12 protein-coding genes are annotated in these 13,019 nt (G+C 59.4%); 3 read left to right on the top strand and 9 right to left on the bottom strand.

Annotated elements, in window-relative coordinates; genetic code table 11:
- Positions 1-131: 131 nt before the first annotated feature.
- Complete coding sequence (locus tag ACM6IN_RS20535; RefSeq protein ID WP_414916701.1) at positions 132-818, bottom strand: SDR family oxidoreductase; 687 nt, start codon at positions 816-818, stop codon at positions 132-134.
- Between the two features lie 22 nt (positions 819-840).
- A complete protein-coding gene (locus tag ACM6IN_RS20530; RefSeq protein WP_095114408.1) occupies positions 841-1,191 on the bottom strand; it encodes a MerR family transcriptional regulator in 351 nt (116 codons plus the stop codon).
- An 83-nt stretch (positions 1,192-1,274) separates the two neighbouring features.
- On the opposite strand from ACM6IN_RS20530, the gene ACM6IN_RS20525 reads away from it, so the two are divergent.
- Positions 1,275-1,709: a hypothetical protein gene (locus ACM6IN_RS20525; protein ID WP_414916700.1), complete on the top strand. Its 435-nt coding sequence runs from the start codon at positions 1,275-1,277 to the stop codon at positions 1,707-1,709.
- A gap of 58 nt (positions 1,710-1,767) precedes the next feature.
- Here ACM6IN_RS20525 and ACM6IN_RS20520 read toward each other — a convergent pair whose 3' ends face one another.
- The 7 genes from ACM6IN_RS20520 to ACM6IN_RS20490 form a co-directional block, all read right to left on the bottom strand.
- Positions 1,768-2,694, bottom strand: a complete 927-nt coding sequence (locus tag ACM6IN_RS20520; protein ID WP_123594072.1) for an ABC transporter permease — start codon at positions 2,692-2,694, stop codon at positions 1,768-1,770.
- Complete coding sequence (locus tag ACM6IN_RS20515; RefSeq protein ID WP_007914714.1) at positions 2,694-3,800, bottom strand: ABC transporter permease; 1,107 nt, start codon at positions 3,798-3,800, stop codon at positions 2,694-2,696. Before ACM6IN_RS20515 ends, ACM6IN_RS20520 begins: the two co-directional genes overlap by 1 nt.
- Positions 3,801-3,813: 13 nt before the next feature.
- Positions 3,814-5,361, bottom strand: coding sequence for an ABC transporter ATP-binding protein (locus tag ACM6IN_RS20510; protein ID WP_414916621.1), 1,548 nt, complete (start codon positions 5,359-5,361; stop codon positions 3,814-3,816).
- Positions 5,362-5,979: 618 nt separating this feature from the next.
- On the bottom strand, positions 5,980-6,561 hold the full coding sequence (locus ACM6IN_RS20505; RefSeq protein WP_414916620.1) for an IMPACT family protein: 582 nt from the start codon (positions 6,559-6,561) through the stop codon (positions 5,980-5,982).
- A gap of 7 nt (positions 6,562-6,568) precedes the next feature.
- Positions 6,569-7,219: a TetR/AcrR family transcriptional regulator gene (locus tag ACM6IN_RS20500; RefSeq protein ID WP_038360732.1), complete on the bottom strand. Its 651-nt coding sequence runs from the start codon at positions 7,217-7,219 to the stop codon at positions 6,569-6,571.
- Positions 7,220-7,307: 88 nt separating this feature from the next.
- On the bottom strand, positions 7,308-8,696 hold the full coding sequence (locus tag ACM6IN_RS20495) for a uracil-xanthine permease family protein (protein WP_414916619.1): 1,389 nt from the start codon (positions 8,694-8,696) through the stop codon (positions 7,308-7,310).
- Positions 8,697-8,817: 121 nt separating this feature from the next.
- Complete coding sequence (locus ACM6IN_RS20490) at positions 8,818-9,738, bottom strand: LysR family transcriptional regulator (RefSeq protein WP_007914725.1); 921 nt, start codon at positions 9,736-9,738, stop codon at positions 8,818-8,820.
- A 138-nt stretch (positions 9,739-9,876) separates the two neighbouring features.
- On the opposite strand from ACM6IN_RS20490, the gene ACM6IN_RS20485 reads away from it, so the two are divergent.
- Both ACM6IN_RS20485 and ACM6IN_RS20480 read left to right on the top strand, forming a co-directional pair.
- The gene (locus ACM6IN_RS20485; protein WP_007914732.1) at positions 9,877-11,226 is read left to right on the top strand and encodes an aspartate aminotransferase family protein; all 1,350 of its coding nucleotides are present in this window, start codon (positions 9,877-9,879) and stop codon (positions 11,224-11,226) included.
- A gap of 77 nt (positions 11,227-11,303) precedes the next feature.
- Positions 11,304-12,797 (top strand): CoA-acylating methylmalonate-semialdehyde dehydrogenase, encoded by a 1,494-nt coding sequence (locus tag ACM6IN_RS20480; RefSeq protein ID WP_038360740.1) that lies wholly within the window; start codon positions 11,304-11,306, stop codon positions 12,795-12,797.
- The last annotated feature ends 222 nt before the right edge of the window (positions 12,798-13,019 follow it).

The raw sequence follows: 13,019 nt of genomic DNA, 5'->3' as shown, positions 1-13,019 counted from the left end.
AAGCCCAACCCGACAGGACAACATCACCAAAATACACAACCCCTGTAGGAGCTGCCGAAGGCTGCGATCTTTTGATCTTAAAAAAAATCAAAAGATCGCAGCCTTCGGCAGCTCCTACAGGGGATCATCAATTACCAGGGAATCGTTTCGCCCTTGTAATTGATGAAGTGATGTCCGCCCTTGCCGGTGTACGCATTCACCTGATCAATCAATCCACGGGTGCTGGTTTCCACATCAAGGTCAGCCCCTTCGCCGCCCATATCGGTCTTCACCCAACCCGGATGCAGCGACAACACGGTCATTTTCTGCTCGCCCAATTGCGTGACAAAACTGTTGGTCATCGAGTTCAGCGCAGCCTTGCTGGCCTTGTACAACGCCAGTTCCGGCGCGTCCGGCACCGTCACACTGCCCAGCCCGGAACTCATGAACGCCAGCACACCGCTGCCGTCACGAATCTGCCCGACAAACCGTTGCGCCAGATTGATCGGCGCCACCGCGTTGGTGAAAAACAGCTGACCGACTTCAGCCAGAGTCGCGCCGCCCGGGGTCTGATCGGCCGGGCCTTTGACCCCGGCGTTGACGAACAGCAGGTCGAAGGTTTCGCCTTTGAGCTGCTGACTCAGAGCGATCACCGCTTGCTGATCGTCCATGTCGAGCTTCTCGATCCGCACTTTGCCCAGCGCTTCTAACGCTTGAGCATTGGCAGGATTGCGCACGGTGGCGGTGACTTGCCAGCCGTCGGCCAGCAGGGTTTTCACCAGACCGAGGCCAAGGCCCCGGGAGGCGCCGATGATCAGTGCGTTTTTTGCAGACATGATGGGCTTCCTTGATGAATGAGGATCATGGATTCAATGGACAGGCCTGACCGAGGCGAAGTTGCAACTCCTGACGCAGCGCGTCGAGTTCGCGCATGCGGGTTTCGATCAGTTGCAGTTTGTCGCGCAGCAACTGCGCCACGGCGTTGTCAGGATTGGGGGCATTCCACAACGCGGCGACGCTGTTGCCGATCTCGCCGAGGGTAAATCCCAGGCGTTGCGCCGTTTTGATATAGAGCACCAGTTGCACCATCTCCGGCGGATAGTCGCGATAACCGTTGGCACTGCGTTGCGCCGCGATCAACCCGCGCTGCTCGTAAAAACGCAGGGTGTCACGGCTGACGGCGCTGGCCTGGGCTAATTCACCGATGCGCATGCGGGCTCTCAAAAGGGCTATTGACCCTGGAGCATACTCCAGGCTTTACCGTGGTTGCTCCTCAAATTTCTGGAGCATGGATGATGTGGACTTCAACGCAATATCGCAACGTGGTGCGCGGCAGTGCCTGGTATGACCTGGTCGTCACTGCGGCGTTTGCCACGCCGTGGAGTTTTGCCGCTGTGCACGGATTGTTGAGCGCGCTGAATTTGCCCGGCGAGCTGCCGGTGTTTCAGCCTGTGCATATGTTGATGGCGAATCTGCTGGGCTCGGTGGTGTGCGTGTGGGCGGTGCTGCGGATTCGTGATCCGCAGGCGCTTTATGGACGCTATGACGCGGTGGCGCGGTTTCTGTTTGCGGCTTGGCAGGCGTATGCCTTGGCCCATGGCGCCAGTTCGATTTTGCTGGTTTTCCTGGTCTTCGAACTGGCGTGGGGCATCGCTCAAGTGTTGCCTGTCAGGGCCTCATCACTGGCAAGCCAGCTCCCACAGTGTTTGTGTCGTGTACAAAATTTGTGATCAGCACTAAACCTGTGGGAGCTGGCTTGCCAGCGATAGGGCCATTGAAATCACCGCACTAATGCCCCGCCTGCCAAGGCTGCCCCAACGAAACCGGCGCATACAACCGCGTACGCAGTGCATCGCGTGACAACAGCACCAACACCACAATCGTCGCCACATACGGCAGCATCGCCAGCAAACTCGACGGAATCGCCAGCCCCAATCCCTGTGCCACCAAATGCAGGATGCTGGCGAGGCCAAACAGATACGCCCCGAGCAACAACCGCCACACCCGCCAACTGGCAAACACCACCAGCGCCAACGCGATCCAGCCACGCCCGGCGGTCATGTTTTCCGCCCACATCGGCGTGTACGCCAGCGACAGATAGGCCCCGGCCAACCCGGCCATCGCTCCGCCAAACAGCACCGCCAACGTGCGCACGGTCAACACCGGCAGCCCCATCGCACTGGCCGCATCCGGATTCTCGCCGACCGCTTGAATGATCAACCCGACACGACTTTTGACGATCACCCACGCCACCAGCGCAAACAGCGCGAACGACAGATACACCAGCAAATCCTGGGCAAACAGCATCCGCCCGATCAGCGGAATCTCACTCAGATAAGGAATCGCCAACGGCTCAAAACCGGCCAGCGGTTTACCCACCCAAGCCGCGCCGACAAAGGTCGACAGCCCGACACCAAAAATCGTCAGGGCCAACCCGGTCGCCACCTGATTGGCGTTGAACACCAGCGCCACCAAGGCAAACAGCGACGACAGCAACATCCCGGCCAGCATCGCCAGCAACACGCCCAGCCACAGGTTGCCGCTGTTGAGGGCGACGATAAAACCGATCACCGCACCAAACAGCATCATCCCTTCCTGCCCGAGGTTGAGCACGCCGCTCTTCTCGCAGATCAGTTCTCCCAGCGCCACCAGCAACAGCGGCGTGCCGCAACGCACCATGGCGTAGAAAATATTGCTCAACAGATCGATATCCATCACAGCGCTCCGGCAGTTACGGCGGTGGTCGAAGTGCGCTTCACCCAGCGCAGATTCAGGCGTGGCCGATAGAGGATCAGCACGTCACTGGCGAGCAGGAAAAACAGCATCATTCCCTGGAATAACTGGGTGATCGCTTGCGGCAGATTCAGGCTCATCTGCGCACTCTCGCCACCGATGTACAGCAGTGCCATCAACAGGCTGGAAAACAGAATCCCGATCGGATTCAGGCGCCCAAGAAAAGCCACGGTGATTGCCGCATAGCCGTAACCCGGGGACACCTGCGGCACCAACTGGCCAATCGGCCCGGTGACTTCGCAGACACCCGCAAGCCCGGCCAAGCCGCCACTGATCAACAGCGCCAGCCAGATCAACCGCTTCTCGCGAAAGCCGACAAACCCTGCGGCACGCTTGTCCAACCCAAGCACTTTGATCTGAAAACCGACAAAGCTTTTCTGTAACAACACCCACACCGCGACCAGTGCGAGCAAGGCGAAATACACCCCGGCATGCACGCGGCCATCCTCCATCAACAACGGCAAACGGCTGGCGTCGCCGAACATCGCCGACTCGGGAAAGTTGAAGCCGGCCGGATCCTTCAGCGGCCCGTGCACGCAGAACAGCAGCAAGTTCAGCGCGATGTAATTGAGCATGATGCTGGTGAGGATTTCGTTGGCATTGAAGCGCGTGCGCAACCACGCGGTCAGCCCGGCCCACGCCGCACCAGCGACGGTGCCGGTGAGCAGAATAAATACCAGCGCCCAACGACTTTGCATGCCGATGATGTTCACCGCCAAGGCACTGCCGGCGAGCGCGCCGAGGAGCAATTGGCCTTCGGCGCCGATGTTCCAGATTCGCGCCTGGTACGCCACGGCCAACCCCAGTGCGCAAAGCAGAATCGGCAGCGCTTTGACCAGCAATTCGGAGACGCCATACAAATCGCTGACCGGTGCGATCAGCAGCGTGTGCAAGGTTTGCAGCGGGTCGTGGCCGAGGGCGATAAACAGCAGCGAGCCGCAGCCGAGCGTCAGCGCCGCCGCCAGTAATGGCGAGCACCACAGCATCAGGCGCGATTGCTGGCCACGGGGTTCGAGGGAAAGCAGCATGTTTGAAACTCCGTTAAACCGTGGCGGCTGAAGGGGCGTGGTCGAACTGACCGGCCATCCAGCCGCCGACGTCGCTGAGTTGGGTATCGGTGGTGTTGTGCAACGCCGACAAACGTCCACCGCACAACGCGCCGAGGCGGTCGCTGATCTGGAACAGTTCGTCGAGGTCTTCGGAAATCACCAGAATCGCCGCGCCGGCATCGCGCAAAGCGATCAATGCGCGGTGGATGGTCGCGGCGGCGCCGACGTCGACGCCCCAGGTCGGGTGCGCAGCGATCAGCAGTTTCGGTTGCTGGAGGATTTCCCGGCCGAGGATGAATTTCTGCAGGTTGCCGCCGGACAGGCTGCGCGCAGCGGTTTGCGTGTCCGGGGTTTTTACGCCGAAGCGCTGAATGATCTGTCGGGCGAGGGCTTCGACTTTGCCGCGTTCGATCAAACCGTGGCTGACCAAGCCTTGTTGGAACGCGGTAAGCAGAGCGTTATCGGCCAGACTCAATTCCGGTACTGCGCCGTGGCCGAGACGCTCGGCAGGCACGAATGCCAAACCCAGTTTGCGCCGTGAATCCGGGCGTAAATCGGCGACGTTTTGCTCGGCAAATCGAATGGTCGCAGTTTCGGCGCGGGGCAGGGTTTGCTCGCCACTGAGCAGGGCGAGCAACTCATCCTGACCATTACCGGCGACCCCGGCGATGCCGACGATTTCACCGCTGCGCACTTCCAGGGCGATGTCTTTCAGCGAGCAGCCAAACGGATCCGGGTTGTGCCAACTCAATCCGCTCACCCGCAAAAACGCCGCGCCGCCGCTGACCTTCGGATAATCGCCAATCAACGCCGCCGCTTCGCCCACCATCATCTGCGCCAACTGCTGATCCGAACATTCGGCAGGCACGCAATGTCCGGCGACACGCCCGCCGCGCAGAACCGTTGCGCTATGACATAACGCGCGCACTTCACCAAGCTTGTGGCTGATAAACAGAATGCTGCAGCCTTCGGCAGCGAGGCGGCGCAGGGTGATGAACAACTCGTCGGCCTCCTGCGGTGTCAGTACCGAAGTCGGCTCATCGAGGATCAGCAGACGAATGTCCTGCATCAGGCAGCGAATAATCTCCACTCGTTGCCGCTCGCCGATCGACAGGCTGTGGACAAGTCTTTCCGGTTCCAGCGCCATGCCATAACGGCGCGACACTTCACGAATTTTCGGTTCCAGTTGTTTCGGTGTGCCGGCCGCAGCGCCCATTGCCAAGGCAATGTTCTGCGCCACGCTGAGGGTTTCGAACAGCGAAAAATGCTGGAACACCATGCCGATGCCCAACTGCCGCGCCTGTGCCGGGTTACGGATATTCACCGGCTGACCTAGCCAGAGCATCTCGCCGGCATCGGCTTGGGTGACGCCGTAGATAATTTTCATCAAGGTACTTTTGCCCGCGCCGTTTTCACCGAGCAGGGCATGGATTTCCCCCGGCGCGATGCTCAGGTCGATGGCGTCATTGGCCAGACAACCGGGGTAGCGTTTGCTGATATGGCGCAATTGCAGGCGCGAAGTAAGAGGGGCGATTGGCATGGCAGGCTCGACTTGCTTGGAGTTGTGCCTGTGGATAAAGCAATTTCCTGGCCATTGAGTCAGGAACGCGAGCGGGCCGCGTGTGCGAGTGCCTGAAGCAGAGCATTGCCTGCAAAATTGGCTGGGCTCACGGCACCAATTCAGAGCAAAGCCGTTGATCGGGCTCCAGTTTTGCCCGTCGGCAACTGATCAAAAAACGAGCAAACCCCTGTGGACTAGGCAGGACCTGCGACTGCGCCAGCCATGAACGGGTTATCCACAGGTTGCTCCACAGTTATTGTGCGCAAGCTGCAAACCTGGGCATAAGCACTGCGGTGCTTTCTTCTAATGGTGATAAACCACGCTAACTGACTGTTTCTGTTTGAAATTTTCGTTTCGTCGAGTGAATTGAACGAAAAGTGAACAAACCGCGCAAAGCCACGTGACAGAAGGGTTACAGCGGAATGTACTCAGGTTATCCACAGTCGGGTGCACAGCAGATGTGGGCAAGTCCGGGGAATAACGGAAAAGGGTCATGCCCTAAAAGATCGCAGCCTTCGGCAGCTCCTACAGGAGAGCGCATTTCAAATGTAGGAGCTGCGCAACGCTCGGGCCGCGATCGGACGATCTTTTGATCTTTTATCGTTGAAGCAAAATCCGCCCACGACTCAAATCGGCTAGCTGCGTTTGCAAGACCTCGATCTGCGCTTCGCCCACAGCCAACTTCAACTCAACGCCGTTCGCCGTGAAGTTTTCTTCGACAACCAGTCCACCCAAGTCCGCAACCCGCAACTTCACCAACGCCAACTCGGCAAACCCGCAGGCGCAACTCAGCGGCACGCGGCTGATCAACTCGACCTTTGCCGCCGTCTGCAGGCACTTGTTCGCACCACCACCATAGGCACGGGCCAATCCCCCAGTGCCGAGTTGAATACCGCCGTACCAACGGATCACCAACACCGCGACCTGATCGCAATCCTGCGCTTCGATCGCCGCCAGAATCGGTCGCCCGGCCGTGCCGCCCGGTTCGCCGTCGTCATTGCTGCGGTATTGATCGCCGAGTTTCCACGCCCAGCAATTGTGCGAGGCGTTGAAATCGCTGTGCTGTTCAAAAAACGCCTGAGCATCGGCAGGGCTGCCGATCGGCGTGGCAAAGGTGATAAAGCGGCTTTTGCGAATCTCTTCGCGGTACTCGCAAAAACCGCTGAGGGTGAAAGGCATAAACGTCTTATAGAGGAGGAGTGAGGCCGCAGCCTTTGAGAATGATGCGGATCAGGTTGTTGCCGGCGTCTTCCATGTCCTGCTTGGTCAACTTGCTGCGACCGCTGACGCGGCAGATCTGCGTGGCGAAGTCAGCGTAATGCTGGGTGCTGCCCCACAACAGGAAGATCAAATGCACCGGATCGACCGGGTCCATTTTGCCGGCATCGATCCACGCTTGAAATACCGCAGCACGGCCGGTGAACCAGGCGCGGTAGTCCTGATTGAAATATTCGCTCAGGCATTCGCCGCCGCTGATCACTTCCATCGCAAAGATCCGCGAGGCCTGTGGCTGACGACGGGAGAATTCCATCTTGGCGCGGATATAGCGAGTCAACGCTTCGGCCGGATCGTCCTCGGCGGTAAGGGTGTTGAAGGTGCTGTCCCACAGCTCGATGATGTTGCTCAGCACCGCCACGTACAAACCGAGTTTGTTGGTGAAGTAGTAATGCAGGTTGGCCTTGGGCAACCCGGCATTCTGGGCGATGGTGTTCATGCTGGTGCCTTTGTAACCGTGACGGGCGAACTCGTCTTCGGCGGCTTTGAGGATGGTCTCTTCGTTTTTCTGACGAATGCGGCTGGCGGGTTTGCCGCCATGGGCTGGGACTTCAAAGGTCATAGGCACTTCCGGGTTTGTCTGTGGGTGCAACCAGTTGCGTTGATAGCGCACCCACAGGCATCCGACAAGTGTTTGAGCGATAAAACCGTTACGCCTGTTCGATCTTGTTCAGCGGCGGGTGCGCTTCAGCAGCCTCGATTTTCGACTCCGGCAGCAGCAGGCAAAGGATTATCGCGGTCAGGCCGCCGCTGGTGATCGCCGAATCAAACAGGTTTTGCACCAGTTTCGGCAGCAGGTGCAGCAGGTTCGGTTGCGCGGCAATGCCCAGGCCGACGCCGAACGACGTGGCGATGATCAACATGCTGCGTCGATCCAGCGGCGACTGCGCGAGGATGCGCACGCCGGCCGCAGCCACCGCGCCGAACATCACCAAGGTAGCGCCGCCGAGCACCGGTTTCGGGATCTGCTGCAGCACCGCGCCGATCATCGGGAACAGGCCGAGACAAAACAGGATCGCGCCGATGTACAGGCCGACGTAGCGACTGGCAACGCCGGTCAACTGGATCACGCCGTTGTTCTGCGCGAACGTGGTATTGGGGAATGCGCTGAAGGTCGCGGCGAGCATGCAGCTGACACCATCACCGAGCACACCACCGCGCAGGCGACTTATATAAGAAGGGCCGCTGATTGGCTGACGGGCGAGCATGCAGTTGGCGGTGAGGTCACCGACGGTTTCGATGGTGCTGATCAGATAAATCAGCGCGACCGGCAGGAAAGCCGTCCAGTCGAAGCTGAAACCAAACTTGAACGGTGTAGGAAAACTCACCAGCGGCAAGTCAGGCAGCGGCTGCGGCACCAGTTTCCCACTGAACCACGCGGCCAGGCTGCCGAGCAGCAAACCGATAATGATTGCCGACAAGCGCACCCATGGCGTGTTCGAGCGGTTGAGCAAAATGATCGTCAGCAACACAAACATGCCCAACGCCAGATTGCCCGGCGCACCGAAGTCCGGCGCATTGAAGCCACCGCCCAGGTCGGTGATGCCGACCTTTATAAGGCTGATGCCGATGAGGGTGATGACGATCCCGGTCACCAGCGGTGTGACGACTCTGCGCAACTGGCCGATGAAGCGGCTGAGGACGATCTGCACGATTGCGCCGAAGAAGCACACACCGAAGATCATCGCCAGAATGTCTTCCGGGCTGCCACCACGTTGCTTGACCAGAAAACCGGCCGACAGCACCGCACCGAGAAAGGCGAAACTGGTGCCCTGTAAACAGATCATTCCCGCCCCGATGCCGAACGGCCGCCGCGCCTGAATAAAGGTGCCGACGCCCGAAACCATCAAGGCCATGCTGATCAGGTACGGCAAATGCGCGGTCAGCCCGAGGGCCGAGCCGATCACCAATGGCGGGGTGATGATGCCGACGAAACTGGCGAGCACGTGTTGCAGCGCCGCGAGTGTCGCGGCAAGCGGTTTGGGGCGGTCGTCGAGGCCGTAGATCAGGTCGCTGGACGGTGCGGAATCTGGCTGCATGGCTTAAGGCTTCTTGTTGAAGGATCGAGGTTGATCCTGCTTTGCAAAAAGCTGTCCACTTGCTCAGGTTATTTGTCGAATTTGTTGCTAAGGCCCAACGCTGGTGGGCCTCGGAGGATTTTCAACGCGTTGCCGCCAGACTCTCCAAAAAGCTTTCCAGCACCAAATGAGGGCGCCGCCCCTTGCGCGTGACCGATGCGAGGCTCAGGTCGTAGAAACGTGTTTGCGATTTCAGCGCACGCAAACGACCTTGCTGCACCCAGAGGCTGGCGTAGTGATCCGGCAGGTAACCGATGTAGCGTCCGGTCAAAATCAGGAATGCCATGCCTTCGCGGTCGGAAGCGCTGGCCGTGCAATTAAGCGCCTGGTAATGCGCCTGAATCTCCGCCGGCAAACGAAAGGTCGGCGCGATCGCGTCCTGACTGTTAAGGCGTTCGTCATCGAGCTGTTTGTCATCGACATAAAACAACGGATGACCCACCGCGCAGTAAAGCAGCGAACGTTCGCTGTACAGCGGCTGATATTCCAGGCCCGACAACGCACTGGCCTGCGGCACCACTCCGACATGCAGGCGCCCATCGAGCACGCCTTGTTCGACCTCATTCGGCGCAATCATGCGGATCTGGATCTGCACATCCGGCCCGCGCTCCTTCAATTGCGCGAGGGCGTGGGTGATGCGCATGTGGGGCAGGGTGACCAGGTTGTCGGTCAGGCCGATGATCAACTCGCCACGCAAATGCTGGTGCAGGCCGTTGACCTCAGTGCGGAAGCTTTCCAGCGCACTTAACAGTTGCAGCGCCGACTGATACACCTCGCGACCTTCTTCGGTCAGCGAAAACCCGGCGCGCCCACGCTGGCACAGACGTAAGCCGAGGCGCTGCTCCAGATCGCTCATCTGCTGACTGATCGCCGAGCGACCGATGCCGAGCACCGTCTCCGCTGCCGAGAACCCGCCGCATTCCACCACGCTGCGAAAAATCCGCAGCAAGCGGATATCAAAGTCACTGACCTGGGCCAGCGGATCGGGGCGGCGGCTGCTCATCTTATTGTTCTCATTGTTTAGCAAAGTTCTAACTGAAGGTTAGAAGAGTTGGATTTCACCGACTTTATCCGCGTGGCAATTTAGCTGCAACAACGCTTTTTATCTCCCTGACGCTTATGCCCTGCGAGGTTTTGCCCGATGAACATGCCTGAAAACGCGCCGTCGCCACTGGCCAGCCAACTGAAGCTGGACGCGCACTGGATGCCGTACACCGCCAACCGCAATTTCCAGCGCGATCCGCGTTTGATCGTTGGCGCCGAAGGCAGCTGGTTGATCGACGACAAGGGCCGCCGGGTATACGACTCGCTGTCCGGTCTGTGGACCTGCGGCGCCGGCCACACCCGCAAGGAAATTCAGGAAGCGGTCTCCAAGCAGTTGGGCACCCTCGATTACTCGCCGGGCTTCCAGTACGGCCACCCATTGTCGTTCCAGCTGGCTGAGAAAATCACCGAACTGACCCCGGGCAATCTGAACCATGTGTTCTTCACCGACTCCGGTTCCGAGTGCGCTGACACCGCGGTGAAAATGGTCCGTGCCTACTGGCGCCTGAAGGGGCAGTCGACCAAAACCAAAATGATTGGCCGTGCCCGTGGCTACCACGGCGTGAACATCGCCGGCACCAGCCTCGGCGGCGTCAACGGTAACCGCAAGCTGTTCGGTCAGGCGATGATGGACGTCGATCATCTGCCGCACACGCTGCTGGCCAGCAACGCCTTCTCCCGTGGCATGCCGGAGCAGGGCGGTATCGCTTTGGCTGATGAACTGCTGAAGCTGATCGAACTGCACGACGCTTCTAACATCGCCGCTGTGTTCGTTGAGCCTATGGCCGGTTCCGCCGGCGTGCTGGTGCCACCGCAGGGTTACCTGAAACGTCTGCGCGAGATCTGCGACCAGCACAGCATTCTGTTGGTGTTCGACGAAGTGATCACCGGTTTCGGCCGTACCGGCAACATGTTCGGCGCTGACACCTTTGGCGTGACCCCGGACCTGATGTGCATCGCCAAGCAAGTCACCAACGGCGCGATCCCGATGGGCGCGGTGATTGCCAGCTCCGAGATCTACCAGACCTTCATGAATCAGCCGACCCCTGAGTACGCGGTGGAATTCCCGCACGGCTACACCTACTCGGCGCACCCGGTGGCTTGCGCCGCTGGCCTGGCAGCGCTCGATCTGCTGCAAAAGGAAAATCTGGTGCAGAGCGTCGCTGAAGTAGCACCGCATTTCGAAAACGCGCTGCATGGCCTGAAAGGTTCGAAGAACGTTATCGACATCCGTAACTTCGGTCTGGCCGGCGCGATCCAGATTGCCGGTCGTGACGGCGACGCCATCGTGCGTCCGTTCGAAGCGGGCATGGCCCTGTGGAAAGCCGGGTTCTACGTGCGCTTCGGCGGCGACACCCTGCAGTTCGGCCCAACCTTCAATAGCAAGCCGCAAGACCTCGATCGTCTGTTCGATGCGGTCGGCGAAGTGCTGAACAAGCTCGACTGATTTTTCCCTCTATATATAAGTACAAACAGCCGGCGCCCCTCGTGGGCGTCTGCGGACAAGAATTCAGGAGTTTTTCGATGAGCGTTATCCCGCATTTGATCAATGGCGAACTGGTGACCGAGAACGGTCGCGCAGTTGATGTGTTCAACCCGTCTACCGGTCAGGCTATCCACAAGCTGCCACTGGCCAGCCAGGCAACCATCCAGAAAGCCATCGATGCCGCCAAGGCAGCGTTCCCGGCCTGGCGCAACACGCCACCGGCCAAACGTGCGCAGGTAATGTTCCGCTTCAAGCAACTGCTGGAGCAGAACGAAGCGCGCATCTCGCAATTGATCAGCGAAGAACACGGCAAGACCCTGGAAGACGCCGCCGGTGAACTGAAGCGTGGTATCGAGAACGTCGAGTTCGCTTGCGCAGCTCCAGAAATCCTCAAGGGCGAGTACAGCCGCAACGTCGGCCCGAACATCGACGCATGGTCGGACTTCCAGCCGCTGGGCATCGTTGCCGGGATCACCCCGTTCAACTTCCCGGCCATGGTGCCGCTGTGGATGTACCCGTTGGCGATCGTCTGCGGCAACTGCTTTATCCTCAAGCCGTCCGAGCGCGATCCAAGCTCGACACTGCTGATCGCACAGTTGCTGCTGGAAGCCGGTTTGCCGAAAGGCGTGATGAGCGTGGTTCACGGTGACAAGACTGCAGTAGACGCGCTGATCGAAGCGCCGGAAGTCAAAGCGCTGAGCTTTGTCGGTTCGACGCCGATCGCTGAATACATCTATGCCGAAGGCACCAAGCGCGGCAAACGCGTTCAGGCACTGGGCGGCGCGAAGAACCACGCGGTGTTGATGCCGGATGCCGATCTGGACAACGCGGTCAGCGCACTGATGGGCGCGGCCTACGGTTCCTGCGGCGAGCGCTGCATGGCGATTTCGGTCGCTGTGTGTGTGGGTGACCAGGTGGCGGATGCTCTGGTGGCGAAACTGGTTCCACAGATCCAAGCGCTGAAAATCGGTGCCGGCACTTCTTGCGGTCTGGACATGGGCCCACTGGTGACCGGTCAGGCGCGCGACAAAGTCAGCGGTTACGTAGACGACGGCGTGGCAGCGGGCGCGACCCTAGTGGTCGATGGTCGTGGTTTCAGCGTGGCCGGTCATGAAGAAGGCTTCTTCCTCGGTGGCTGCCTGTTCGACAACGTCACCCCAGAGATGCGCATCTATAAGGAAGAGATCTTCGGCCCGGTACTGTGCATCGTTCGTGTGAACAGTCTGGAAGAGGCAATGCAACTGATCAACGATCACGAATACGGCAACGGCACCTGCATCTTCACCCGTGACGGTGAAGCGGCGCGCCTGTTCTGCGACGAGATCGAGGTCGGCATGGTTGGCGTTAACGTACCGCTGCCGGTGCCGGTGGCTTATCACAGCTTTGGCGGCTGGAAGCGTTCGCTGTTCGGCGACCTGCATGCCTATGGTCCGGATGGTGTGCGCTTCTACACCCGTCGCAAGGCGATCACCCAGCGCTGGCCGCAACGGGCGAGCCATGAGGCTTCGCAGTTCGCCTTTCCTAGCTTGTAAGTAGGGCAGTGCAGCGAAGGCCGACCCCTTGGGGTCGGCCTTCGCGTTTTCGGGGATTTTTGACTGATGTGACAGAATTATGAAAATAGGTGTTGACGGCAGATTTCAGATGTCTATAATTCGCTCCACTTCCGGCGCAGTCGAAACGGAAAACTCCTTGATATTCAATGAGTTATGTAGGTTTCGGCAGTGAGTTGCTTCAGTTCATCGAAGCCGAAAGGG

The organism is Pseudomonas sp. IT-P395, from assembly GCF_949767675.1.
GTDB lineage: Bacteria > Pseudomonadota > Gammaproteobacteria > Pseudomonadales > Pseudomonadaceae > Aquipseudomonas.
This window is presented reverse-complemented; position numbering and strand designations above follow the sequence as displayed.